Below are 24084 nucleotides of genomic sequence, written 5' to 3'. Positions count from 1 at the left end.
ATTGCCTTGGCGTGGCTTAAGTTTGCCTGGCTTATTGGGGGCGTGATCAGGTGGGGATTTTTTGATGCGGAAATAGCAAGGCGGCTGAAGGGCGTCTTTAAGCCAACAGACTTTAGTAGGGTGGGCACGCGTGCCCACGTGGCATTTTACAAATTGCTATAGCGTACGTCTGTGCGGGTAAGCTACAGCATATTTTTCTTGCCCGGCACGATTATAAGCTGATTTCGATATTATCGATCAGGCGGGTGTGGCCAAGGCGTGCGGCGATCAGGATTACCAGCTGGTGATCTGTGACAGCAGCTGGTTTTAGTGTCAGTGCATTACGCATTTCTACGTAATCAACGCTGACCCAGCCGCGTGCCAGTAAGTCGCCGGTGGTTTCTGCGCTGAGGCGCTCGTAATCACGCTCACCCGCTTCAATAGCGGCTTTCATACGGCTTAAATGATGATAAATGCGGGTGGCTTCAAGCTTATGCGCCGCACTGAGATAGCCATTTCTGGAAGAAAGCGCCAAGCCATCTGCTGCACGGCCTGTGTCTACAGATACAATTTTCACGGGCTGGTTTAGGTCTTCCACCATACTTTTAATGACAAAAAGCTGCTGGTAATCTTTTTTGCCGAAACAGGCCACATTGGGCTGAACGATATTAAAGAGTTTGGTAACCACTGTCGCTACTCCGCGAAAATGCCCCGGGCGGAATGCGCCGCACAGCTCGTCCTGTATGGCTGGCGGCTCAACCTGATACTGCTGGATCACCTTGGGGTAGAGCACTTTTTCGTCCGGCGCGAAAATTACATCTACACCGCCTTGCGCTGCAATTAGCGCGGCATCTTGCTCTAAGGTGCGTGGGTAAACTTCAAAATCTTCACCCTGACCAAACTGCAGGCGGTTTACAAAGATGCTGACCACGATATGCTCGGCTTCTTTACGCGCCGCATCAATCAGGGTCATATGACCCGCATGCAGATTGCCCATGGTGGGCACAAAGGCAACCGTGCCCACGGTGGCACGCCAGGCGCGCAGTTCTTCAATGCTATGGATGATTTTCATAAGTAACCGTATTCAAAAAAGCTTAGGGCGGGTTTTAACCCGCCCTAACAGATGGTGATCGGAGCTTAAAAGCTATGTTCGTCAGCAGGGAAGGTCATGCCTTTTACTGCTTTGACGTAGGCTTCAACAGCGGCTTGAATGCTGTGGCTGCCTGCCATAAAGTTTTTGACGAAGCGGGCTTTTTTGCCGGGGTAAACGGCTAGCATATCGTGCAAGACCAGTACTTGGCCGTCGACATCCACGCCTGCACCAATCCCAATTGTCGGGATGGTCAGTGCTTCGGTAACGGCTTTGGCCACATGAGCTGGCACCATTTCCATCAGTACCATTGCTGCGCCTGCGGCTTGATGAGCGAGGGCGTCGCGTTTAAGCACTTCGGCATCAAATTCGCTTTTGCCCTGTACTTTATAGCCACCATAAATATTAACTGACTGTGGTTGCAAGCCAATATGGGTGCAAACCGGAATGCCGCGATTAGCCAGAAAATCAACTGTTTCAGTCATGATCATGCCGCCTTCGAGCTTAACCATTTCCGCACCTGCTGCCATCAGCTCGGCAGCGCTGGCATAGGCTTGCTGCGGGGAAACCTGATAGCTGCCAAAAGGCAAATCTGCCAGCACAAGCGCATCTTTGCTGCCGCGTGCCACACAGTGCGTGTGGTAAACCATATCGGCAAGGCTGACGGGCAGGGTAGAGGTGTGACCTTGAATGACGTTGCCAAGCGAATCGCCAATCAGCAGGATTTCTACACCCGCGTCGTCTAGCAGGCTGGCAAAGCTGGCGTCATAGCAAGTGAGCATGGTGATTTTTTGCCCGGCTTGCTTCATGTTCTGCAAGGTACTAACAGTGGTTTTCATGGTAATGGGTAATCCATGGGAGTTTGGCGTTTGTGACGCAATGCAGCAAGTCTACCCCAGAGGTTTGCCTGCTGTAAGTACGGATAGTTGCTGATCGGCTACCAGCGGCAAAAAGGCACTGGCTGGCCCCAGTCCGGGAATAAAAATATCGGGGGAAATTTCGGTAAGCGGGTGTAATACAAAAGCGCGCTGATGCATGCGCGGGTGCGGCACGATCAGATGATCTTGCCGGATCTGGGCGTCGCCATAGAGCAGCAGATCTAAATCTAAGGTCCGTGGTGCGTCCTGAAAAGTACGCTGCCGCCCGCATTCGGCTTCGATAGCAAGCATGGCCTGCAATAGCGCTGCGGCGCTAAGGCAGGTTTTTAGTTTAGCAACGGCATTGATAAAATCGGGCTGATCGGTGTAACCGACGGCACTGCTGCTGTAAAAGCTGGATTGCTGTAGCAGCTGGCTTTGTGGCAGTTTGGCGAGCAGATCCAACGCGTGTTGCAACTGCAAAGCAGGTTGGCCCAGATTGGCACCCAGCGCGATAAAAGCGACCGTACTCATTGGGTAATCCATTACCTATTTAAAAAAAGACCCCCAAAATCTGCGGTCTGTAGACACGGAGAAGCCAGAGTTGAGAAGCGGAACACAGAAAATCATCAGGGCCAGGTTTTGATTCATTGTTCTGATGATTTTACTGGTCGGACTGTGAAACTTCAGACCCCACTAGAAAAAAAGCTGCTTTTTTCCAGGCATTTTTTCCTCAGGGCGGATGCCCTGATACCTAGGATCTGGGCTTTATTTATTCGCCTTTCGGGTTGTTTGGCTTACGGCGGCGGCGCTTTTTGGCATGCGCTCCCGCTGGTTTGTCCGTAGCGGCAGCCATCAGGGCCATGCGTGTGTCTTCGTCGGCATTCTGAAAACGCGTCCACCAGTCACCCAGCGAGTTTTCAACCATGCCGCACTCTGCGCGCAGCATCAAAAAGTCGTAGGCTGCACGAAAGCGTTGTTGCTCCATCAAGCGCCATGGGCGAGTGCCTACACGCTGCTCAAAACGCGGTTGCAACAGCCAGATCTCTTTCATGGCCGCGCCGTAGCGATTCGGAATCGCCATGCGCTTTTGCACCTTGCTCTCAACCGTATTCATGGCTTCAACAAGGGCGGGCACAGGATATTCACCCGCAGCCTGACGTTTAATCCAGTCAGCTTCTACTTCATGCCAGAGCAGGGCTGCAAAAATATAACCGGCAGAAACAGGCATGTCTTCATTAATGCGCTGATCGGTACTCTCTAAAGCTTTGCGTAAAAAAGTGGTGGTATCGGGCCTGGAGAGTTGTTTTTCTAATAGAGGAAACAGCAGCTTATGCAGGCCATTTTCGCGCAACGACATCAAACACGTCCATGCACTGCCGGACAATAACAGCTTCATCATTTCATCAAATAAACGTGCTGAAGGGATGTTTTCCAGAAGCTTGGCGTGAATCAGAATCGGTGTTTTGGTAGCAGGTGCAATACTCAGACCTAGCTTGGCCGAAAGACGAATGGCGCGCAACATCCGCACCGGGTCTTCGCGGTAACGTATATCCGGGTCGCCGATAATAGTCAGGCGTTTGTTTTCCAGATCAGACACGCCATGGTGGAAGTCCAGAATTTCCTCTGTGCGCGGGTTGTAATACAGCGCGTTGACGGTGAAATCACGGCGGGAAGCATCTTCTTCAATATCACCATAGGCATTGTCGCGCAAGATGCGGCCCGAAGCGTCAGTCGGGGCTTCGCTTGCTCCACGAAAGGTGGTGACTTCGATGATTTCTTCACCAAAGGGCACATGCACAATGCGAAAACGGCGGCCAATAATGCGCGAGCGGTGGAATACGTGGCGTACCTGCTCTGGCGTGGCACTGGTGGCCACATCAAAATCTTTGGGTGATTTATCCAGCATCAAATCCCGTATGGCACCGCCAACGATGTAGGCTTCAAAGCCAGCATCTTGCAAGCGATCGCACACTTTGAGTGCGCCAGAATGAAGTTGGTCACGGCGAATGCCGTAGTGTTTTGCGTGAAGCACACGTTTGCCTGGGCGGCGTAAAACCTTGCCGATCAATTTACGAATCATCTTTGAACCAAGTAAGGGCGAATTGCGAAGCGTCCGGCCGTATTATACAGACCTTGGCTCTGATGTCTGAGAAAGGCGTTGGCAATTGTTTTCCAACTGATCCCACGTGCACACACTTTCATGGTGTTTTATCGCTTATCTGCTACTATTTTTTGCCATATTTATGCCGCATGCTGTGGCCATAGATTGTGGCTTTATCAAATATAACGAGAGCAAACGATGCCTACTTATTCATATCGTTTAGTAAATGTTTTTGCTGAGAGTTTTTTTGCCGGCAACCCTTTGGCTGTGTTTACTGACGCCAGCGGGCTGGATGATGCCACTATGCAATTATTAGCGACGCAGCTTAATTTATCTGAAACCACTTTTGTCTTCCCATCTTGCATAGCTAGTGCCAAGGTCAGAATTTTTACCCCGATCAATGAAATGGCTTTTGCCGGTCACCCCAGCCTGGGTACCGCAGCGGTAATTCGCGACGGACAGGCCGAGCTGACTTTAGAGCTGAAGGCCGGAGTGATTCCGCTACGCTTTGCTGGCGATGTTGTCACACTTTGCGCCACCCCCGCCATGCATCGCGCCGGGCCAGCTGCTGCCGAACTAGGCCTGGCTCTTGGTTTGCCGCAGCAAGCTTTTGCCGGGCCAGCTCTGTTTATGGATAGTGGTACCGAGCAGCTGATTGTGCCGCTCAACAGCGCCGCCGACGTGCAGGCCTGCCAGCCCAGCAGCCGGCATTTTAGCGAGGTGGTGCTGCAAGGGCGTAACCGGGACGGCACTTTAGTCTGGGCCTGGCAGGATGGCGACATTATCGCCCGTTATTTCTGGTTGCTGCACGGGCAGATTGTGGAAGATCATGGTACCGGCTCTGCCTGTGCCAATTTGGGTGGTTATTTACTAGAACAGGGTATCACTCTGCCTTTTGCCGCGACCATGATCCAAGGCCATAGCGTGGGTCGCCTGGCTCATCTGCGGCTAAGCATTGGTGCAGAGTGTCAGGTAGAGGTGGGCGGGCGTGTGGTGGAGGTTGGTCAGGGGGAGATTAGGCTTTAGGTGTGTGCAGATTGCTTTGAACATTGACCGCCATCAAGGCCAGGCCAATGCCCAGGCTGGCATGTTGCTGTTTCTCAAATGGTGTGAGTTTCGTTCGCTTGATTGAATGCGCGGAGGTGATGCATTTGTCAGGGCACTGCCAGTGCGTTTGGAGCTGAATAAATTACCCAGCTGCTCATGCTATCTGTGTTATCAAAAACAACCGCATTTCTGCCCAGGCTATTCTGCTGTTCCAAAATGGCTTCAGCAGGTGTTTGGACCCGTTCCGGTTTTTTTGGAGGCTAAACTACGGCTTACCAACAGATAAAAAATCAATTTGGAATAGTTTGAATTTTTGACAGCAAAAAAGCATAAAGGCCGCAGTTTGCTGATGGTCTGAGATTCGAATTAGCGAGGTGGCAAGCTTATGCTTGCGTGTGATTTACAACTTGTTAACTTTTCTATGGTTTTTTGACTGCAATGAAGTAATTATTTATGTAGCTGTCTTAGCGTGACAGGAATCGTTGTTATTAACAAACTGATTCTTGCTTACGGGCAGTTATGCACTGCCGCTTGCCTTTATAATCCTATTTTCTAAGCCATTACATTGCCCGCCATGATCTTTCGTCTTGCTACACCTGCTGTTGTTTTTTCTCTTTTAATTGCAACGTCCGCACAGGCTTTTGTACCGCCCGTGCCGGATATTGCGGCAAAAGCTTATTTACTTACCGATTATCAAAGTGGCATCCAGCTTGCCGGGCGCGACCCGGAGATGCGTGTAGAGCCTGCATCTTTAACCAAACTGATGACGGCTTACCTTACGTTTAAATTTGTAAAAGAAGGTAAGTTAAAGCTGGATCAGCAGCTTACCGTTTCGGATAAAGGCTGGCGCACCGAAGGCTCGCGCATGTTTCTGGATCCTAAAAAACCGGCCACGGTAGATGATCTGATCAAGGGCATGATCGTGCAAAGTGGTAACGATGCCTGCGTTACGCTGGCCGAAGCCATTGCCGGCAGTGAAGAGGTTTTTGCCCAGCTGATGACTAAAGAAGCCAAACGCCTTGGCATGAACGGCACCAATTTTAAAAACAGCACCGGCTTGCCAGATCCTGATCACTATATGACTGTGGGTGATTTAGCCAAGCTTGCTACTGCCATCATTCATGATTTCCCCGAGTTCTATCCTATCTACTCGATGAAAGAATTCGCTTATAACAATATCAGGCAGCCTAACCGTAATCTGTTGCTCTACCGTGATCCTTTTGTGGATGGCATGAAAACCGGCCATACCGCCAGCGCTGGGTATAACCTTGTCGCTTCAACCAAGCGCGATGGCCGTCGCTTGATCTCGGTGGTGGTCGGCACTGCCAGTGATGAAGTTCGCGCGAGCGAATCGAGTAAATTGCTGAACTGGGGTATTCAGTTTCAGGAAACACCTCGTCTATACGCTGCCAAGCAGGCCGTTTCGAACGTAGCTGTCTGGAAAGGTAAATCAGATAAGGTCAATGTGGGCTTTTTGGAAGACCGCTTTATCACTGTGGGTCGTGGTGATGCTAAAAACTTGAAAATGGCTTTTACCAGCACCCAGCCACTGATTGCTCCGATTAAAGTAGGCCAGAATGTTGGTAAATTGATGGTGAGCTTAAACGATAAGCCGCTCGTTGAATTGCCGGTGGTGGCACTGGAAGAAGTACCCGAAGCAAATATCTTCGGCCGCGCCTGGGATTCAATCCGTTTGTGGTTTAAATCGATTTTTGGTTGATCTTGGATGGCTTTAAACCGAGACCTTGAACCACGGAGTACACAGAGAATACGGAGTTTCACGGAGAAAACCTGGAGGGTTCTCCTCTTTTTAACTCGTTTTTTTCCGTGTTCAGGATTTATGGTTTTTGAGTAGTGAGGAGCGCTTTATGGATTTCCCTCCCCTGGTTGGTTTTTTAAATGGTCGCTTTGCGCCATTGGCCGATTTGCAGATTTCTGTTTTGGATCGCGGATTTTTGTTTGGTGATGGGATCTATGAAGCGATTCCTGTTTATGATCGCCGCCCTTTAAGGCTGACCGAACATCTGCGCCGCCTGGCGGCCTGTCTGGCGGCGATCAATATACCCAACCCTTACGGGGCTGAGCAATGGGCGGCTTTGATTCAAGAGCTGATCGCTCGGCAAAGTTTTGCGGATCAAAGCGTCTATGTGCAAATCAGCCGGGGCCCGGCTTTTCCGCGTAATCATGCTTTTCCGGTTAACACCGAGCCGACGGTGTTTATGTTTGCCGATGAATTACTGCCTCCGGCATCAGATGCTGTTGAGTGTGGTGTGGCGGCGGTATCTAGCGATGATATTCGCTGGCAGCGCTGCAATATCAAGGCGATTTCTTTGCTGGCAAATGTTTTACTCAAGCAGCAGGCTGTAGATGCTGGTGTGGCTGAAACTATTCTTTTTCGGGATGGCCTCTTGATAGAAGGCGCATCCAGCAACATCTTAGTGGTGAAAGAGGGCGTGCTGCTTGCCCCGCCCCCAGCCATTTAATGTTGACTGGTATTACTTATGATTTGGTGATAGAGCTGGCCAGGCAGCATAATATGCCGCTCGAGATTCGCCCGATTAGTGAAGCAACAGTCAGGCTTGCTGATGAAATCTGGCTGACTTCTTCATCCAAAGAAGTGCTGGCGGTTGTGAGCTTAGATGGTCAGAGCGTGGGCACAGGGCAGCCGGGGCCGCTGTATCAAGCCATGTATGGCTATTTTCAAGTATTTAAAAACGGGGCAATGCGCCTCGGTGCAGAGTAAAAAAGGGTATTAATAATGAGTCAAGACGCGCCCAATCTGGCCGATTTAGTTGAGTTTCCGGCCGAGTTGCCAATGAAGGCGATCAGCCATAAAGATGTGCCGCATGATGAGTTTCATGCCGCAGTGAAAGAGCTGGCGGTGCTGCATATCACTGAGTTTAAAGAAGAATGGATTTCGGTACGCACCAGCAGTGGCGGCAGCTTTATTTCGGTGACTTTATCGGCCACTTATCAATCTGCTGACGAAGTGAATGCGCTTGATACCGCCTTACGCGCCCATCCGCTCGTGAAGATGGTGATGTGAGTGCCGGAGCTCATTATTAAACAGCTTGGCATGCTGGAATACGAGCCAACCTGGCGGGCCATGCAGACATTCACAGATGGCCGTAGTGCCGATACCCCCGATGAAATCTGGCTGGTGGAGCACCCGCCGGTTTATACCCAGGGTCAGGCGGGTAAGCCTGAGCATCTGATTGCCGCCACAAATATCCCTGTGGTGCAAATCGACAGAGGAGGGCAGATTACTTACCACGGCCCGGGGCAGGTGGTGGCCTATGTGCTGCTGGATTTACGCCGAAATGGTCTGGGTGTGCGTGAGCTGGTCAGAAAACTAGAGCAATCTGTAATAGATACCCTTGCCGATTTTGGCGTCACAGCTTACGGTAAAGTGGATGCACCCGGTGTATATGTGAATCCCAAATTGGGCGAAGCAAAAATTGCTTCCTTAGGATTACGGATACGCAAAGGTTGCAGCTACCACGGCTTAGCCCTGAATGTGAACATGGATTTAACACCCTTTGACTGGATAAATCCCTGCGGCTACGCCGGTATGCGGGTAACTCAGCTGAGTGATTTTGTCAGCGATGCGACATCAGTCACAATTGCCGGTAAACTTGCCGAAAAAATAGCCAGCCAGATCAAACCCTTAACAGAAACAGAGCCATTAGCGCTTTAAAAATGCGGCAAAGCTTTGCTAAAGCCTGTTCCCCTACTCAGCCAGCGATCAGCCATGACTCAAGACATCAAACAGCCATCGAAAGAAGTGGGCGTAAAGCTCAAGGGTGAAGCCAAAACGGCCCGTATCCCGATCAAGATTGTGCAGCTGGATGAGCGCATCAAAAAGCCCGACTGGATTCGTGTGCAAGCGCCATCTTTAAATGGCCGCTTTGGTGAAATCAAACAAATTCTGCGTAACCAAAAGCTGCATACGGTTTGCGAAGAGGCGGCCTGTCCCAATATTGGCGAATGCTTTGGCAAGGGCACGGCCACCTTTATGATCATGGGTGATATCTGCACCCGCCGCTGCCCGTTTTGCGATGTAGGTCATGGCCGGCCTAATCCGCTCGATGCGCAAGAGCCGGTGCATCTGGGCGAAACCATTGCCGCGCTGAAGCTTAAATATGTAGTGATTACTTCGGTAGATCGTGATGATTTACGTGATGGTGGCGCGCAGCACTTTGTGGATTGCATTATGCAATCGCGCCTGCAATCGCCCAATACCCAGATTGAAGTGCTGGTGCCCGATTTCCGTGGCCGCCTGGATATTGCGCTGGATCTGTTTAAACAGGCACTGCCTGATGTCTTAAACCACAATCTGGAAACCGCACCGCGCCTCTATAAGCAAGCGCGCCCTGGCTCGGATTACCAGCATTCTTTAGATCTGCTGAAAAACTTTAAAGCCATGTACCCGGATGTGCGGACCAAATCCGGCATTATGGTCGGCCTTGGTGAAACCGATGAAGAAGTGATTCAGGTAATGCACGATCTGCGTGCTCACGATGTAGACATGATCACCATCGGCCAATACCTGCAACCTACCGCTACTGGTCACCTGCCAGTGCTGCGTTATGTGCACCCGGATCAGTTTAAAGCTTTTGAAAAATTCGCTTACGAGATCGGCTTTAAACATGCTGCCGTGGGGGCGATGGTGCGATCGAGCTACCATGCAGATGAACAAGCGCACGGCGCAGGGGTTTAATCCTCGTCAGCCGGACTGCCACCTGCACAGGTGGCATTTTTTTGTCCCTTAAGCCAGCATTATTTAATCTCTATAGGGCGGTGTAAGCTGCCAGAATGAGCGATGAGTTGCTCTTGTCCATTCATAAATCTGTCTGCTTCTCGATCTGACTCAAGGCCTTTATAAGCAAAGCCGCGTAAAATCAGCGTTTTGCTTCAGGCAAACGCCATGACTCTTAATAGCTACGCCATGCTTCGCGCTGTGCATGTGTTATCCGTTTTGCTATGGATAGGCGGGGTGGCTTTTGTCACGCTGGTGCTGCTGCCTGCTCTGCGCCGCCATCAGCAGGATTACGCTACTTTTGAACTCTTGGAGCAACGCTTTGGTAATCAGGCCAAGTGGATGACGCAGCTGGCCATGTTGTCAGGTGTGGCGATGCTGTGGCTGACGGATAGCTGGAGCCGCTTATTAGACAGCTGGTGGTTGTGGGCGATGATCCTCACCTGGGCGGTGTTTACCCTGATGCTGTTTGTGCTGGAGCCTTTTGTGATTCACCGCTGGCTGCACCGGCGAGCCCAGCAAGATCCGCAGGGCACATTGCGGCTGCTACAGAACTTACATTACGCCCTGCTGGCTTTGGGGCTGATTGCTACATTTGGCGGCGTGCTGGGGGCGCATGGTGGGGCTTGGTTTTGATTGGGGGAAATTGATATGGGTTGCTAAAGCCCCATGTGCGTTAAGAAAAATCAACAACAATACTGAGGCCTGCTGGGAATAACGGACACCTTCAATCCTGTAAAGTCAGTGTATGGAGGTAGTGATGAGCAGAATATACCGCAGAATTTCGTGCCGAAGCTGTGAAACTGGTTCTGGAAAAAGGGCATAGCACGCCTGAAGCCGCGAGGCTATTGAGCATCCCCGAGCAATCTCTGGGCAATTGGGTTCGACTCGCTAAAATGGTCAGTTAAAGGCTGTCGAGCCGTTAGGGGGCGCTGCTGTTAGTACGCAGGAGCAAGAAATTGCCCGCTTACGCCGCGAATTGGCAGAGGCGCGTATGGAGCGTGATTTATTAAAAAAGCCACCGCGTACTTTGCCAGGGAAGCCTTGCCAGGTATGCACAAGGCTCCCGCATGACCAAAGAATTGGTGAGTGCGGCTTTAACACTGGCTTTGGCCAATAAGCGCCCAGTCAAGGGACTGATTTTACATTCTGATCGTGGCAGTCAGTACTGCGCGCGTAGCTACCAAAAACAGGCCATCAATGCGGGTCTGCGGCTATCAATGAGTCGCAAAGGGAGTTGTTATGACAACGCGCCTATGGAAAGCTTCTGGGGTACGTTGAAGAATGAATTGGTACACCACCGGCGTTACAAAACGCGCATCGAAGCGCAGGAAGAGATTACTGAATATATCGAGATTTTTTATAACTGGCAGCGGCACCATTCCCGCCTAAACGATGTAGCCCCTGCGGTGTTCGCAAGAGAATTTGAGCTGAAGTAATAAACTGACGCTTAATGTCATGGTGTCCGTCATTGACACAAGCTTCACCTGCGTTCAACCAAAGCTAGCTTTGGGGGATGGGCTTGCTGTTTTTTTGTGTTCAAACTGCCTTTTATAGTCAGATGATTGATGAATCAATCCCAGCATAAATCGTAGATTTAATCACTTTATTTCCCGCCCTCGCGCTATGCTGTAATAAAAATACATAAAGGATGCAGCATGTCAGACCTTCCCCGGCACCAAATGATGATGACCGTTCTGATGACACCGGATATGGCAAATTTCTCCGGCAAGGTGCATGGTGGTGCTTTGCTAAAAGAGCTGGATCAGGTGGCCTATGCCTGTGCCAGCCGCTATGCGGGGGCGTATGCGGTGACGCTGTCGGTAGATCAGGTTACTTTTAAACAGCCCATTTTTGTGGGCGAGCTGGTGTATTTTTTGGCCAGCGTCAACTACACCGGTCGCACTTCGATGGAAGTAGGCATCCGGGTGTTGGCAGAAAATATCCGCACCCATACCGAGCGCCATACCAACAGCTGTTATTTTACGATGGTGGCGATGGGCGATGATGGTAAATCCGTGCAGGTTCCGCCTTTAATCCCGGGGAACGATGATGAAAGAGTGCGCTGGGTCGCTGCAGAGGCAAGGCGGGATATACGGTTGATGATGGCGGAGAAGATGGCTTTTAAGGGGTAGTGCCGATTGAAGTTGTTATAAAAAACGCCACTCCCAAGGGAGTGGCGTTTTTTCAAGCAAGTCACCGGGTTTTTAATCCAAGCCCGATTGCTGCAATTACATACCCATGCCGCCCATACCACCCATGCCGCCCATATCTGGCATGCCGCCTGTGCCTTCTTCTTTTGGCAACTCAGCAATCATGCAATCTGTGGTCAGCATCAGGCCAGCGATCGATGCTGCGTGTTGCAGTGCCGAGCGGGTTACTTTAGCCGGGTCCAGAACGCCCATTTCTACCATGTCGCCGTAAACGCCGGTACCGGCGTTGTAACCGAAGTTACCTTTGCCTTCCAATACTTTGGAAACCACAACGCTAGGCTCGTCACCCGCGTTTTGCACGATCTGACGCAGTGGCGCTTCGATGGCTTTCAGTACGATCTTGATACCCGCATCCTGATCAACATTTGAGCCTTTCAGGTCGATAATGGCAGAGCGTGCGCGCAGCAGAGCTACACCACCACCAGCCACAATGCCTTCTTCCACAGCTGCGCGGGTTGCGTGCAGTGCGTCTTCAACACGGGCTTTCTTTTCTTTCATTTCAACTTCGGTGGCAGCACCAACTTTGATCACTGCAACGCCGCCAGCCAGTTTGGCTACGCGTTCTTGCAGTTTTTCACGATCGTAATCGCTGGTTGCGTCTTCGATTTGCTTACGGATCAGGCCAACGCGTGTTTTGATAGATTCTTCATTACCCGCGCCATCGATGATGATGGTGTTTTCTTTGGATACTTCGATACGCTTGGCAGAGCCCAGTTCAGCCAGTGTGGCTTTTTCTAAGGTTAGGCCTACTTCTTCAGCAATTACGGTTGCGCCAGTCAGGGTGGCGATATCTTCCAGCATGGCTTTACGGCGATCGCCAAAGCCAGGCGCTTTAACCGAAACTGTTTTCAGAATGCCGCGGATGTTGTTTACAACCAGGGTAGCCAGCGCTTCGCCATCTACATCTTCAGCAATAATCAACAGCGGACGGCCCGCTTTTGCTACTTGCTCCAGTACTGGCAAGAGATCACGGATGTTGCTGATTTTCTTGTCGAAAAGCAGTACAAACGGATTGTCCAGCAGGGCGATTTGCTTTTCCGGGTTGTTGATAAAGTAAGGAGAGAGGTAGCCGCGGTCAAACTGCATACCTTCAACTACATCCAGCTCATCTTCCAGGCCGCTACCGTCTTCAACGGTAATCACACCTTCTTTGCCTACTTTTTCCATCGCAGCAGCGATTTTTTCGCCAATGACTTCATCGCTGTTGGCAGAGATAGAGCCAACCTGAGCGATTTCTTTAGTGGTGGAGCAAGGCTTGGCAATGTTCTTCAGCTCGCCGACCAGGGCAATGACTGCCTTGTCGATACCGCGCTTCAGATCCATCGGGTTCATGCCGGCAGCAACGTATTTCATGCCTTCTTGCACGATGGCCTGAGCCAGCACGGTGGCCGTTGTTGTACCGTCACCGGCGATATCAGAAGTCTTGGATGCAACTTCTTTTACCATCTGCGCGCCCATGTTTTCGAACTTATCTTTCAGCTCGATTTCTTTGGCTACCGATACACCGTCTTTGGTGATGGTAGGCGCGCCGTAGCTGCGTTCCAGTACTACGTTACGGCCCTTAGGGCCCAGAGTTACTTTTACTGCATCAGCCAGAACATTGACGCCAGCTACCATACGGGCGCGGGCGGAATCACCAAATTTAACTTCTTTTGCTGCCATGTTGTGTACTCCGAAATAGTTTGAAATCGTACCGGGGGCCCGGCGTTGACGGATCAGGCTTAGCCTTCGATCACGCCCATGATGTCTTCTTCACGCATTACAAGCAGTTCGTCGCCATCTACTTTTACGGTTTGGCCGCTGTACTTACCAAAGATCACCTTGTCGCCTGCTTTAACAGCCATTGGGCGTACAGAACCATTTTCTAAAATCTTACCGTTACCGACGGCAACCACTTCGCCCATATCCGGCTTTTCAGCAGCGTTACCTGGCAACACGATGCCAGATGCAGTTTTTTCTTCAGCTTCAACGCGTTTGATTACTACACGGTCATGCAAAGGACGAATTTTCATGGTTTTCACTCTCCAGATAAAAAAAGTGGCATTCAAATACTTGGCCAGACGGCCTGTTCGATCGTTGTTAGCACTCACTGCTAACGAGTGCTAAATGGTATGGGCGAGGCAGGTTTTTTTCAAGAGGGGGAAACGGGAAATTTTTTTGCAGGAAAAATAGGATGGATATTGGCGGTTTAGTCTCTTGTATTGAACGACTGAGGCGGGCTTGTTCCAGGCATCGTTAATATAGATAGGCTGCTCTGTTGGGGCTTGGCTTTCGAGGGTAGAAAGCTGCTTATGTGGCCATAATAAACATATTGCCCGGGAAATACCGCTATACAGGTGGTTTTTTATTCAGTCTTAATTTGTTCGGCTTAAACCGGCATGTTTGCGGTGCTCGATATGGATAATTCATCCGCTAGTGTTAGCTTAGAAGTGTTTCTGCTATGGCATTTTGATCCGGCAGGCCTGTTGACGTTTGATTCACATCAAATCTTTGGATGATCTGTGCAGCTATGGTTTTAGCCAGCGTGGTATTTATTACTACTTAATGATGATATGGGGGTTTTTTAGTGATGCGATGTTGAGTTACTTTCGCGTAAAGGCGAGCTTTGTTGTTATCCAGGTGGCTTATTGTTGCGGCTTTCCGGCTTTTTGGGGATTGTAAAATTAAGTTTTAAGGTAAGGTTTTTTGATGCTGTTTCTTGGAATTGTGTAAGATTGGCGACTAATATTCTTCGTTATTTTTTTTACCAGTCTTACCTGGAGTAGCGTGCGGCTAGGGTGCTACTTGGTTGGTTATTTAGTATTTTCAAATTATTTTAAAACAAAAGCATTAATTTGATTGGGCTGGGCTAGTGTTTGTAGAGATTTGATTTATGGTTACGCTGGCCACTCTTATGATGCGCCTTAGCGATCATGCTCAATTTAGGCTTTGTGCTTGGTTATTTTTCCGGCCTGTGCAATTGTGAATCAAACGTCAGCAGAGCCCTAACCGTTTGCCTTTCCTGCGGATATCCCTCATGAGTTTTAAAGTGGATTTTGCTAGAGCTTATTTGAAGCTTTATATTTTGATATGAAAAACATTAATTTACTGGCACGAAGCCTGGCGGCAGTGTGGCATCCCTGTACGCAAATGAAGCGGCATGAAAGCTTTCCCTTGATCCCGATTGCTCGCGCGCAAGGCACATGGCTATATGAAGCGGATGGAAAACGTTACCTGGATGCGGTTTCCAGCTGGTGGGTTAATTTATTTGGCCATGGAGAGCCTAGAATTAAGGCTGCGATTAGCCTGCAAATGGATACTCTGGAGCATGTGATGCTGGCGGGTTTTACCCATCAGCCTGTGGTGGAGTTATCCGAGCGTTTGGCAAAGCTAAGCGGCTTGGGCCATGCTTTTTATGGCTCGGATGGCGCATCTGCGATAGAAGTTGCACTAAAAATGTCGGTGCATTACTGGCGTAATCAGGGGCAAGCGCAAAAAAATCGCTTCATCTATCTAGAAAACAGTTATCACGGAGAAACGGCGGGTGCTTTGTCGGTAACTGATGTGCCTGTTTTTCGTGATGCCTACGCCCCTTTGGTCAGAGATAATTTCTGTGTAATGAATCCTGATACACGTCAAGCGTTGGCAGCAGAAACGGCGTCAGATGTAGCTGAGCGGGCAATTGATGCTTTGGTCGCTACGCTGGAGAAGCATCACCAGGATATTGCTGCGCTGATTCTTGAGCCTTTGGTGCAAGGCGCAGCAGGAATGGCTATGTATGATCTGAGCTATCTGCAAAAAGCGCGGCTCTTATGTGATCGCTATCAGATTCATTTGGTTTGTGACGAAATTGCCGTGGGTTTTGGGCGTACAGGGTCTATGTTTGCTTATGAGCAGGCAAATATAAAACCAGATTTTTTATGTCTTTCCAAGGGAATTACCGGCGGCTTTTTGCCTTTGGCCGTGGTGCTGAGCCGTGATGAAATTTATGCCGCTTTTTATCATGATGATATTAGCAGGGCATTTTTACACTCGCATTCTTATACCGGTAATCCATTGGCTTGCGCAGCCGCTTTGGCTGTTCTGGATATTTTTGAAAATGATGATGTAATCGCAAAAAACGCTGAAAAAGCGTTACGCTGGGATATGGTGTTTGCTACGCTGGCTTTACATCCTAAAGTTAGAAATTATCGGCGTACCGGGATGATCTGGGCTTTTGATGTGGTGGGGGTGGCCCCTGGCTTTGCACAGCGTTTTTTTATCGCAGCTCTGGAACAGGAACTCTTGCTTAGGCCGATCGGCAATACCGTTTACTTTATGCCGCCTTATTGCCTGACTGATGCAGAAGTCAGACACTTATTGTCAGGAACACTGGCAGCTTTGGATGCAGTAGAAAATGTTATATCGGAGTTTGTTGATGCCGTTGTCGCTTAAATTACCGCCTTTCGAGCCGAATCTTGTTGCGAGCGTTGAAACTAACCCAAAGCGTCTAAGAGAATGGCTGATTGCCTTGCCTGTGGCTAATCCTCTGTTGGCCGGGCGGCAGTTATGCGATGCACTGGCTGCATGTAACCGTGTGAAAATTAATGCAGATGATCGAATTAAATTACTTGATGAATATGCTGTAATTCAGGAATCGCTGGCAATTGAGCTGGCTGTGCTTTATCGCGTGCCGGGCTTGCCCCTAAAAGAGCAGGCACAGGCCGCAGCTCTTCTGGCCAGACGGTTTTGTCTGGAGCTGGCCGATGGTTACAAGATTGCTCTGACAGATCGTTTGGATAAGCGGCTTTCATTTGGAAACAACAAGGTTGTTCCGGCATTAATTCAAAAAATAATGTCGCAGTTTTATAGCCTGTTTCAGTTGAGTTGCCGTGTTTATTCGGCAGTGCCGGAAGGCATCTGGCTGGAGGCCCATCAATTATTCAGGTATGCGATTGAGGCCCATTTAATTGATCAGACTTCCGCAGAACACTCACCCGGGGTTGCCCGTACCTATAAGTATATTTTGCTGCTGGCGCTGGCTGAGCCGCAGCGCTTTGCCGGGGCTGAGCTGGATAAAGTATTTGAAATCGTTGAAAACTATGCTGGTTATGCGCATTTTCAGCCCATTTCTCAGCTTGGCAATGCGGCAGGCTTCTTTTTGGTGAGTCTGGATGAAGATAAGCCTCCTCAGTATCTTGGATCCCGCTCTTTGGATGGGTATTTAGGTGGCGGCGTGTTGCTTGACACATCAGAGCTGGTTCGGCATTTGCATAAATCCTTAGCCGTTTTGGAAGCGAAGGCCCCTTTGGCTCAGGACCGCGGCAAAGTGCTGATGTGGATCGAAATCTTGCGCCGTGTATCGCGGCAGTGGACGATTGCTACAAAGCGCACTTTCCAGAGAATTGCTTCACATACACCCGTTGATCTGTGCCTGGGTCTAAGGGCTGCAGTGCTTTGTGTGAATGATGGCCATGGCTTATTAGAGCCGGAAAATATATTTGAAGACGCTATTGAAGCGGTTGAAGAACTTCATGACACTTTACCAATCACGCATTGGAAAGTGATTAATGAAAGCCCGGGCGGCTACGCTCTGGTTTCTGAAAATATGCCGGCTGAGCGGGTAAGGGCCGGTGAAATTGTTGCCCTGCGCGCTCAGGGCCACAAGCACTGGATGGTGGCGTCTGTGCGCTGGCTGCAACAAATGGATAAGCAGTGCCTGGAAATTGGCTTGCAAATTATCACTGTCAGGGCTTCTGCCGTGATGTTTCGTCCCACGATCGGCCACAAAGGCGAGCAGTATCAGCCTGCATTATTAATGCCTGAAATTCCTGCGCTTAAACAAGCCCCCATGCTGGCGGCGCCTAAGGGCACTTATATCAGCTTGCGTGAATTATCTTTGCTTACTGCCAATGGTGAGGTGATGATTCGGGTCGGAAAATTAGTCGAACAACAAATGGGTTATGACTTATTCGAGTACCAAAAAACAGAGGAAATACCTTTGTAATACGTGGCCACGGGGGCTGCTGTTTTGATGAATTTTGTACCCAAACCCTTTCACTAAACTTCTATTCCAAGTGGTATTAGCGAGATCTCTGTGAGCTGCTTACCGTTTCAGGGTAAAATGGGCAGTTTTCTTCCGCCTGCCTTCGATGAATCCCTATGAATCTGCTTGTCCTTGGCGTTAATTACCACACTGCCCCCGTTGCAGTCAGGGAGAGGCTCGCGTTTACTCCGGCAGAAGTGCCTACCGCTTTAGCCATGTTAAGTGCTGAGCATGGTGTGTCGGAAGCGGCGATTGTTTCGACCTGTAATCGCACCGAGCTTTACTGTAATGCCAGAGAACCGCAACAGGTTCTGGCCTGGCTGGCAAGCACGCGTGGGCATCGCGTAGAAGATATCGAGCCGCATCTGTATTTGCTCAATGGTGGCGATGCCGCCAGCCACGCATTCAGGGTTGCCAGTGGCCTGGACTCCATGGTGCTGGGCGAAACACAGATTTTAGGTCAGCTCAAAGACGCCGAGCGTTTTGCCAGGGATGCAGGCACGATGGGCGTGCTGCTCAATGGTGTGTTTCAGCGTGCTTTTTCGGTGGCTAAAGAAGTCAGAACCCAAACACGGATTGGGGCCGCATCCGTATCCATGGCTGCCGCATCGGTACGCCTGGCTGAGCGATTATTCCCCTCAGTGGCATCCTGTAAGGTGCTTTTTATTGGCGCAGGAGAAATGATCGAGCTCTGCGCCACGCACTTTCACGCCCGTGGCCCCAAGCAAATTACCGTGGCCAATCGCACCATAGAACGCGGCGAAATGCTGGCCAAAAAATTTGGCGGCGAAGCGATTTTATTATCTGATTTGCCATCCCGCCTTGCTGAATTTGACATCGTGGTTACATCAACTGCAGCGCCGCTGCCCATCGTGGGCAAGGGTATGGTTGAGCGGGCGCTGAAAGAACGTAAGCACCGACCGATGTTTATGGTGGATTTAGCCGTGCCGCGTGATATCGAAGGCGAGGTGGGCGATTTATCTGATGTCTACCTTTACACCTTGGATGACTTGGCCGAAGTGGTGCGTCAGGGGCAGGAATCCCGGGCGGGTGAAGTTGAATCGGCCGAAGTGATTATCGCTACACGCGTGGATGATTTTCATCGCTGGGTATCCAGCCGTGCGCTGGTGCCGACCATCAGAGAGTTAAAAGATTATGCCGACCGTATCGCCCGGCATGAGCTGGAAAAAGCGCAAAAGAAACTGGCCGCAGGCGAAAACGCTGAAGCCGTGCTGGCAGAATTCTCACGCCAAATGGCCAATAAATTTATGCACGCCCCACTCGCTGCCTTAAATAATGTCTTGCCGGAAGAGCAGGAAAACACCCTCGCCACCGTGCGCCGTCTCTACCGCCTGCACGAGTAGCTGCGCTGCTAGCTAGTCCTAGATATTAATTATTAAAACAACCTGATTATTAAGATGCTTCAGCTTAAAACTGAGGAAGCAAAATCTCGAACCACAGAGCACACAGAGAGCACAGAGCTTCACAGAGAAAAGCAATAATTTGATGGTTTTCTCTGTGGAACTCTGTGTCCTCGTTTCACTCTGTGGTTTAAGGTTTAGCACTCTGAATAATCTCGCAGGCCAAATACATACACTCTGGAACTGAAATGAAACCTTCTATTGCTGCCAAATTGGCGCAACTTGCTGATCGTCTTGAAGAAGTCGATGCCTTACTGGCTACCGAAGAGGCGACTCGTGATATGACTAGCTATCGCAAGCTCACCAAAGAGCGTGCCGAATTAGAACCTGTGGTGGCTCTTTATCATCGTTTTACCCAGATTGAAGCCGATATGACGGACGCTACTGAAATGCTCAGCGATCCTGATATGAAGGATATGGCCGAAGAAGAAATCAAAGAAGGCAAAGTACGTATCGAAGCCTTGGAAATCGAGCTGCAAAAAGCGCTGCTGCCAAAAGATCCTAACGACGAGCGCAATATATTTTTAGAAATCCGCGCCGGTACCGGTGGTGACGAAGCGGCCTTGTTTGCCGGTGATTTATTCCGCATGTACAGCCGCTTTGCCGAGCGTAATCGCTGGCAGGTAGAAGTGGTTTCAGCCAGTGAATCTGATCTGGGCGGCTATCGCGAAATCATTGCCCGTATTGTGGGTTTTGGTGCGTATTCATGGCTAAAATTTGAATCTGGTGCGCACCGGGTGCAGCGTGTGCCAGCTACCGAAACGCAGGGCAGAATTCATACCTCGGCGTGTACGGTAGCGGTGATGGCTGAGGCAGACGAAGCAGAAGAAATCACCATTAACCCTGCCGATTTGCGCATCGACACCTTCCGCGCCAGCGGTGCCGGTGGTCAGCACATTAACAAAACTGATTCGGCTGTGCGGGTAACGCATATTCCAAGCGGTATTGTGGTGGAATGCCAGGACGACCGAAGCCAGCACAAAAATAAAGCCCGCGCCTTATCGGTGCTGGCCGCCCGCATTAAAGACGTACAAGACCGCGAACGCCATGCCGTAGAAGCCGCGCAGCGTAAATCGCTGGTGGGCTCCGGCGACAGGTCCGAGCGCATCCGCACCTACAACTTCCCGCAGGGCCGCATGACCGATCACCGGATTAATCTCACGCTGTATAAGCTGGATTACATCATGGATGGCGATATGAACGACCTGACCCAAGCCCTGGTCAACGAGCACCAAACCGAGCTGCTGGCGCAATTGGGCGGGACAGAGTAAGGAGGTAAGGGCAAGGTGTAGCATAACAAAACCCAAATCTTAAACCACAGAGAAAAAGGAGAACACGGAGAAAAACATAATAAAAACTAGGTTTTCTCCGTGAAACTCTGTGTCCTCAGTGACCTCCGTGGTTCAATATTTGGGTTTGATGAAGGCTGGCTTGGTTTATTACCAGCAAGCGGCATAGGGCGGACCTTGTTATAATGGCCGGCTAAATCAATAAATGAATGCTGGCGGCTTGAGAATGAATGTTTTTTTTGAGGAAGATGGTAATTTCAAGGTAGCCACGATCAAGGAAGAGCAGGCGGCAAGCCTGATGCTTGAAGATGCGCGTGGTAAACGTTTTAAGGTAAAAGCAGCTAATGTGCTGCTGCGCTTTGAGCGTATCAGCCTTGATGACTTCCTGAAAGCGGCGCAAGCTGCGGCAGATGAAATTGATGTCGATTTTCTGTGGGAATGCTGTGGCACGGACGAATTTGCGTTTAACACGATTGCCGCCGAATACTTTGGTGCTAATCCTTCGGTACAGCAACAGGCTGCGGCACTGATCCGTTTGCATGGCGCGCCGATGTATTTCTACCGCAAAGGCCGCGGCCATTACAAGGCTGCACCTGAGGAAAATCTGAAAGCTGCTTTGGCTGGCCTCGAAAAAAAGAAAAAAGAAGCCGAGCAAATGGCAATCTGGCAAGCCGAGCTGCAAGCTGGCGCTTTGCCCGAGTCATTTATCCCCTTAGCCAGTAAACTACTGCACCGCCCTGATAAAAATAGCCTTGAGTGGAAAACGCTGGCTGCTGCTGCGGATGCCATGCAGATGTCTGCTCTGCGTTTGATGGAAAAAATCGGCGCAATTCCTGATGTGGGCGATTATCTGCTTGATGGTTTTCTGGCCGAATCCTTCCCTAAGGGCCGTGGTTTTGCACCGACCGAGCCGATTACGTGCCCGGGTGATTTGCCGTTGGCCGACGTACAGGCCTTTAGCATTGACGATTCCACCACCACCGAAATTGATGATGCTTTCAGCCTGAAGCGTTTGCCCAATGGCAATTGGCAGGTGGGGATTCATATTGCTGCACCTGCTCTGGGGATTGCCGCCGGATCTGACGTTGATAAAATTATTCTGGATCGCCTCTCTACCGTGTATATGCCCGGTGACAAGATCACCATGCTGCCAAATGATGTGGTGGAAGTTTTTACCCTGCAAGAGGGTAAAACCTGCCCGGCGCTGAGTATGTATTTGGAGCTGTCGTTGGGCTTTGATGTGCTTTCGCATCGCAGTATTGTGGAAAGGGTGCCAATTGCTGCCAACTTGCGTCACGAGCAGCTGGAGCCGGTGTTTAACGAAAACACCGCAGGAATTGAGGGTACGCCTGATTTTCCGTGGAAAGAAGAAATCACTTTTTTGTGGCACTTTGCCGGTGCGCTGGAAGGCCGCCGTGGCAAGGCGGATCCGACTGCACCGCTTAAAATTGATTACAGCTTCTATATCGACCAGGTTGATGGTGAAAAACGCGTGCGTATTGTGCCGCGCAAACGGGGCGCACCGATGGATAAACTGGTGGCCGAGTTGATGATTCTGGCCAATAGCACCTGGGGCAAAGATTTGATGCAGGGCCAGGTGGCGGGGATTTATCGCGGCCAGAATGGCGGCCGTGTGCGTTTAACCACGCAGGCTGGCCCGCATATTGGTCTGGGCGTGGAATGCTATTCCTGGGCTTCTTCACCACTGCGCCGGGCGGTGGATTACGTGAACCAGCTGCAGTTACTGGCGCTGATTGGCAACACCAAGCCGCGCTTTCAAAAGAATGACGCCGAGCTGTATTCGATTATCGGAAGTTTCGATACTGCCTACGCCGCTTACGCTGAATTACAAGATAAGATGGAAAGGTACTGGTGTTTGCGTTACCTGCAGCAGGAAAACAAACGTGAAATTACTGCGGTGGTGATAAAAGAGAATTTAGTGCGCGTGGATGGCATGCCTCTGGTAATACGTGCAGGTATTCCGGAACTACCTGCCGGTACCACGGTCAGTCTGCAAGTCATGAAGATTGATTTACTTGAGCTGCTGCTTGAAACGCGTATGGCGACGATTTAAGAGGCTGGGAGTCGGGAGTGTCGGGAGGTTTTACTCTCCAATAAACCACTCCCCAATTGCAACTCCCCCTATTATTTAACAAACAATGATGATTATAAATGCTACCCAATCAACGCCTTAAGCAGTGCCTGCCTTTGAAGTTTAAAAATGGTTCGCAGGTTCGCCAATTCTCTAAGCCCTGCGTGAGCTGTGGGGAAATGCTGCAGGCCAATGATATGTTTGGCATCGCGCGTTTGGTGGAGAACCATATTGCCATTGCTGCCAAGGCGCACTGCCCTAAGTGCGAAACAGAATTCGGCGTGTGCTGCATCATTGATGATGAGAAAAAAGTTCGTCGCCTGATTTTGCCGCAATTTGCATTTAATTTGTACCTGCGCAATCTGCCGCTGCAAGCCGCTGAAATTGAAGCTGCAGCAGCACCTAGGGAGATTGAGGCTGCTGTGCAGCCAGCAAGCTCTGCCCCGTCTGTGGTAAAAACTCCGGCAAATATCCAGCGTGCAGATGAAGTGATCGGCAGTTATCAGCAAAAGCCGATTCCAGCTTGGGTGGTTGTGGATGGTCAGCAGCTTAACTTTGATCGTGTATCGCCAGATGCTCAGGTTGCTGCAGGTGAGTTTCTGCTGGACGGCTGCTTTATTTACCGGGGCTGACAGGGCTGCTATCGGACCATATATAGCTTGGCTGCACCGTGTTAAAGAGGCGCATCTATCATGTATTTGCCCTGTCCAATCCTTGCTTCTGGGATTATAATCTGATCCCTTCTGAAATAGCCTTGCCCAGAAACGGGCTGGAGAAACCCCATGCAACGTTCTCTGCTTAAATCGAAAATTCATCGCTGTACTACCACGCACTCCGAGCTGCATTACGAAGGCTCGTGCGCTATCGATGAAAATCTGCTTGAAGCCGCTAATATCCTTGAACATGAACAGATTCATATCTGGAATGTGGATAACGGCGAGCGTTTCTCCACCTATGCTATTAAGGCTGAGCGCGGTTCGGGAATTATTTCGGTAAATGGCTCGGCAGCGCGTCGTGCTGCGGTGGGTGATCTGCTGATTATCGCGACTTTTGCTAATTTTGAAGAAGCAGAAATCGCGGCTTTCCACCCCGCTCTGGTGTTTGTGGATGCAGATAATCGCATTAAGGAAATTAAGCATCACGCTCCTGTGCAGGCGGCTTAATGAACGTCTTGCTGTAAATTACCCCATTAAAGGCTGCCTCTTTCGGCAGCCTTTTTCATTTATTAG

21 protein-coding genes and 2 pseudogenes are annotated in these 24084 nt (G+C 50.3%); 17 read left to right on the top strand and 6 right to left on the bottom strand.

Annotated elements, in window-relative coordinates:
- Nucleotides 1-211: 211 nt before the first annotated feature.
- From panC to pcnB, 4 genes are all read right to left on the bottom strand, one after another.
- Nucleotides 212-1051 (bottom strand): pantoate--beta-alanine ligase, encoded by an 840-nt coding sequence (gene panC / locus EJO50_RS10175; protein WP_125973859.1) that lies wholly within the window; start codon nucleotides 1049-1051, stop codon nucleotides 212-214.
- A 65-nt stretch (nucleotides 1052-1116) separates the two neighbouring features.
- Nucleotides 1117-1908, bottom strand: coding sequence for a 3-methyl-2-oxobutanoate hydroxymethyltransferase (panB, locus tag EJO50_RS10170; RefSeq protein ID WP_125973857.1), 792 nt, complete (start codon nucleotides 1906-1908; stop codon nucleotides 1117-1119).
- Nucleotides 1909-1959: 51 nt separating this feature from the next.
- Nucleotides 1960-2460: a 2-amino-4-hydroxy-6-hydroxymethyldihydropteridine diphosphokinase gene (folK, locus tag EJO50_RS10165; protein ID WP_125973855.1), complete on the bottom strand. Its 501-nt coding sequence runs from the start codon at nucleotides 2458-2460 to the stop codon at nucleotides 1960-1962.
- 238 nt (nucleotides 2461-2698) lie between these two features.
- Entirely contained in the window at nucleotides 2699-4009 is a 1311-nt protein-coding gene (pcnB, locus tag EJO50_RS10160) for a polynucleotide adenylyltransferase PcnB (RefSeq protein ID WP_125973853.1), read from the bottom strand.
- Nucleotides 4010-4228: 219 nt separating this feature from the next.
- On the opposite strand from pcnB, the gene EJO50_RS10155 reads away from it, so the two are divergent.
- The 10 genes and pseudogenes from EJO50_RS10155 to EJO50_RS10115 all read left to right on the top strand — a co-directional run bounded on the left by EJO50_RS10155 (nucleotide 4229) and on the right by EJO50_RS10115 (nucleotide 11971).
- Nucleotides 4229-5056: a PhzF family phenazine biosynthesis protein gene (locus tag EJO50_RS10155; RefSeq protein ID WP_125973851.1), complete on the top strand. Its 828-nt coding sequence runs from the start codon at nucleotides 4229-4231 to the stop codon at nucleotides 5054-5056.
- A gap of 595 nt (nucleotides 5057-5651) precedes the next feature.
- Entirely contained in the window at nucleotides 5652-6797 is a 1146-nt protein-coding gene (locus EJO50_RS10150; RefSeq protein WP_125973849.1) for a D-alanyl-D-alanine carboxypeptidase family protein, read from the top strand.
- 148 nt (nucleotides 6798-6945) lie between these two features.
- Nucleotides 6946-7820, top strand: a pseudogene (locus EJO50_RS10145) (D-amino acid aminotransferase).
- Nucleotides 7821-7835: 15 nt separating this feature from the next.
- Nucleotides 7836-8123 carry a YbeD family protein gene (locus EJO50_RS10140; protein ID WP_125973847.1) on the top strand — a complete coding sequence of 96 codons (288 nt, stop codon included), beginning with the start codon at nucleotides 7836-7838 and terminating at the stop codon, nucleotides 8121-8123.
- A gap of 30 nt (nucleotides 8124-8153) precedes the next feature.
- The gene (gene lipB, locus EJO50_RS10135) at nucleotides 8154-8774 is read left to right on the top strand and encodes a lipoyl(octanoyl) transferase LipB (protein ID WP_206434515.1); all 621 of its coding nucleotides are present in this window, start codon (nucleotides 8154-8156) and stop codon (nucleotides 8772-8774) included.
- A gap of 54 nt (nucleotides 8775-8828) precedes the next feature.
- The gene (gene lipA / locus EJO50_RS10130; RefSeq protein ID WP_125973843.1) at nucleotides 8829-9797 is read left to right on the top strand and encodes a lipoyl synthase; all 969 of its coding nucleotides are present in this window, start codon (nucleotides 8829-8831) and stop codon (nucleotides 9795-9797) included.
- Between the two features lie 207 nt (nucleotides 9798-10004).
- Entirely contained in the window at nucleotides 10005-10472 is a 468-nt protein-coding gene (locus EJO50_RS10125; RefSeq protein ID WP_125973841.1) for a hypothetical protein, read from the top strand.
- A 161-nt stretch (nucleotides 10473-10633) separates the two neighbouring features.
- Nucleotides 10634-10744: a hypothetical protein gene (locus EJO50_RS17760; RefSeq protein ID WP_373280510.1), complete on the top strand. Its 111-nt coding sequence runs from the start codon at nucleotides 10634-10636 to the stop codon at nucleotides 10742-10744.
- A gap of 144 nt (nucleotides 10745-10888) precedes the next feature.
- Nucleotides 10889-11275: pseudogene (locus tag EJO50_RS17755) on the top strand (integrase core domain-containing protein); the annotation flags it as partial.
- A gap of 219 nt (nucleotides 11276-11494) precedes the next feature.
- A complete protein-coding gene (locus EJO50_RS10115) occupies nucleotides 11495-11971 on the top strand; it encodes an acyl-CoA thioesterase (RefSeq protein ID WP_125973839.1) in 477 nt (158 codons plus the stop codon).
- A gap of 96 nt (nucleotides 11972-12067) precedes the next feature.
- Here the strand turns inward: EJO50_RS10115 and groL are convergent, their stop codons facing one another.
- Nucleotides 12068-13711, bottom strand: a complete 1644-nt coding sequence (gene groL, locus EJO50_RS10110; protein ID WP_125973837.1) for a chaperonin GroEL — start codon at nucleotides 13709-13711, stop codon at nucleotides 12068-12070.
- A gap of 59 nt (nucleotides 13712-13770) precedes the next feature.
- Nucleotides 13771-14061 carry a co-chaperone GroES gene (gene groES, locus EJO50_RS10105; protein WP_046350280.1) on the bottom strand — a complete coding sequence of 97 codons (291 nt, stop codon included), beginning with the start codon at nucleotides 14059-14061 and terminating at the stop codon, nucleotides 13771-13773.
- Between the two features lie 1057 nt (nucleotides 14062-15118).
- Here groES and EJO50_RS10100 point away from each other — a divergent pair.
- The 7 genes from EJO50_RS10100 (at nucleotide 15119) to panD (ending at nucleotide 24018) form a co-directional block, all read left to right on the top strand.
- Entirely contained in the window at nucleotides 15119-16462 is a 1344-nt protein-coding gene (locus tag EJO50_RS10100; RefSeq protein ID WP_125973835.1) for an adenosylmethionine--8-amino-7-oxononanoate transaminase, read from the top strand.
- Entirely contained in the window at nucleotides 16446-18014 is a 1569-nt protein-coding gene (locus EJO50_RS10095; RefSeq protein WP_125973833.1) for a cyclic-di-GMP receptor FimW-related protein, read from the top strand. Before EJO50_RS10100 ends, EJO50_RS10095 begins: the two co-directional genes overlap by 17 nt.
- A gap of 155 nt (nucleotides 18015-18169) precedes the next feature.
- Entirely contained in the window at nucleotides 18170-19417 is a 1248-nt protein-coding gene (gene hemA, locus EJO50_RS10090) for a glutamyl-tRNA reductase (RefSeq protein WP_125973831.1), read from the top strand.
- A 245-nt stretch (nucleotides 19418-19662) separates the two neighbouring features.
- Entirely contained in the window at nucleotides 19663-20745 is a 1083-nt protein-coding gene (gene prfA, locus EJO50_RS10085) for a peptide chain release factor 1 (protein ID WP_125973829.1), read from the top strand.
- 244 nt (nucleotides 20746-20989) lie between these two features.
- Nucleotides 20990-22837, top strand: a complete 1848-nt coding sequence (locus tag EJO50_RS10080) for a ribonuclease catalytic domain-containing protein (RefSeq protein WP_125973827.1) — start codon at nucleotides 20990-20992, stop codon at nucleotides 22835-22837.
- Between the two features lie 98 nt (nucleotides 22838-22935).
- Nucleotides 22936-23487, top strand: a complete 552-nt coding sequence (locus EJO50_RS10075; protein ID WP_125973825.1) for a hypothetical protein — start codon at nucleotides 22936-22938, stop codon at nucleotides 23485-23487.
- Nucleotides 23488-23637: 150 nt separating this feature from the next.
- Nucleotides 23638-24018: an aspartate 1-decarboxylase gene (panD, locus tag EJO50_RS10070; protein ID WP_125973823.1), complete on the top strand. Its 381-nt coding sequence runs from the start codon at nucleotides 23638-23640 to the stop codon at nucleotides 24016-24018.
- Nucleotides 24019-24084: the final 66 nt, after the last annotated feature.

This window comes from Iodobacter ciconiae, assembly GCF_003952345.1.
GTDB classification, from domain to species: Bacteria; Pseudomonadota; Gammaproteobacteria; order Burkholderiales; family Chitinibacteraceae; genus Iodobacter; species Iodobacter ciconiae.
The sequence above is the reverse complement of the archived record's forward strand: the minus strand, read 5'-3'. Positions and strand labels throughout refer to the sequence as shown.

What these genes read in the sequence shown, in the direction of transcription:
- EJO50_RS10115 (WP_125973839.1), top strand. Translation starts at nt 11,495, where the DNA reads ATGTCAGACCTTCCCCGGCACCAAATGATGATGACCGTTCTGATGACA.
- panB (WP_125973857.1), bottom strand. Translation starts at nt 1,908, where the DNA reads ATGAAAACCACTGTTAGTACCTTGCAGAACATGAAGCAAGCCGGGCAA.
- panD (WP_125973823.1), top strand. Translation starts at nt 23,638, where the DNA reads ATGCAACGTTCTCTGCTTAAATCGAAAATTCATCGCTGTACTACCACG.
- lipB (WP_206434515.1), top strand. Translation starts at nt 8,154, where the DNA reads ATGCTGGAATACGAGCCAACCTGGCGGGCCATGCAGACATTCACAGAT.
- groES (WP_046350280.1), bottom strand. Translation starts at nt 14,061, where the DNA reads ATGAAAATTCGTCCTTTGCATGACCGTGTAGTAATCAAACGCGTTGAA.
- pcnB (WP_125973853.1), bottom strand. Translation starts at nt 4,009, where the DNA reads ATGATTCGTAAATTGATCGGCAAGGTTTTACGCCGCCCAGGCAAACGT.
- panC (WP_125973859.1), bottom strand. Translation starts at nt 1,051, where the DNA reads ATGAAAATCATCCATAGCATTGAAGAACTGCGCGCCTGGCGTGCCACC.
- lipA (WP_125973843.1), top strand. Translation starts at nt 8,829, where the DNA reads ATGACTCAAGACATCAAACAGCCATCGAAAGAAGTGGGCGTAAAGCTC.
- hemA (WP_125973831.1), top strand. Translation starts at nt 18,170, where the DNA reads ATGAATCTGCTTGTCCTTGGCGTTAATTACCACACTGCCCCCGTTGCA.
- EJO50_RS10095 (WP_125973833.1), top strand. Translation starts at nt 16,446, where the DNA reads ATGCCGTTGTCGCTTAAATTACCGCCTTTCGAGCCGAATCTTGTTGCG.
- EJO50_RS10150 (WP_125973849.1), top strand. Translation starts at nt 5,652, where the DNA reads ATGATCTTTCGTCTTGCTACACCTGCTGTTGTTTTTTCTCTTTTAATT.
- EJO50_RS10125 (WP_125973841.1), top strand. Translation starts at nt 10,005, where the DNA reads ATGACTCTTAATAGCTACGCCATGCTTCGCGCTGTGCATGTGTTATCC.
- EJO50_RS10075 (WP_125973825.1), top strand. Translation starts at nt 22,936, where the DNA reads ATGCTACCCAATCAACGCCTTAAGCAGTGCCTGCCTTTGAAGTTTAAA.
- EJO50_RS10155 (WP_125973851.1), top strand. Translation starts at nt 4,229, where the DNA reads ATGCCTACTTATTCATATCGTTTAGTAAATGTTTTTGCTGAGAGTTTT.
- groL (WP_125973837.1), bottom strand. Translation starts at nt 13,711, where the DNA reads ATGGCAGCAAAAGAAGTTAAATTTGGTGATTCCGCCCGCGCCCGTATG.
- prfA (WP_125973829.1), top strand. Translation starts at nt 19,663, where the DNA reads ATGAAACCTTCTATTGCTGCCAAATTGGCGCAACTTGCTGATCGTCTT.
- folK (WP_125973855.1), bottom strand. Translation starts at nt 2,460, where the DNA reads ATGAGTACGGTCGCTTTTATCGCGCTGGGTGCCAATCTGGGCCAACCT.
- EJO50_RS10100 (WP_125973835.1), top strand. Translation starts at nt 15,119, where the DNA reads ATGAAAAACATTAATTTACTGGCACGAAGCCTGGCGGCAGTGTGGCAT.
- EJO50_RS10080 (WP_125973827.1), top strand. Translation starts at nt 20,990, where the DNA reads ATGAATGTTTTTTTTGAGGAAGATGGTAATTTCAAGGTAGCCACGATC.
- EJO50_RS10140 (WP_125973847.1), top strand. Translation starts at nt 7,836, where the DNA reads ATGAGTCAAGACGCGCCCAATCTGGCCGATTTAGTTGAGTTTCCGGCC.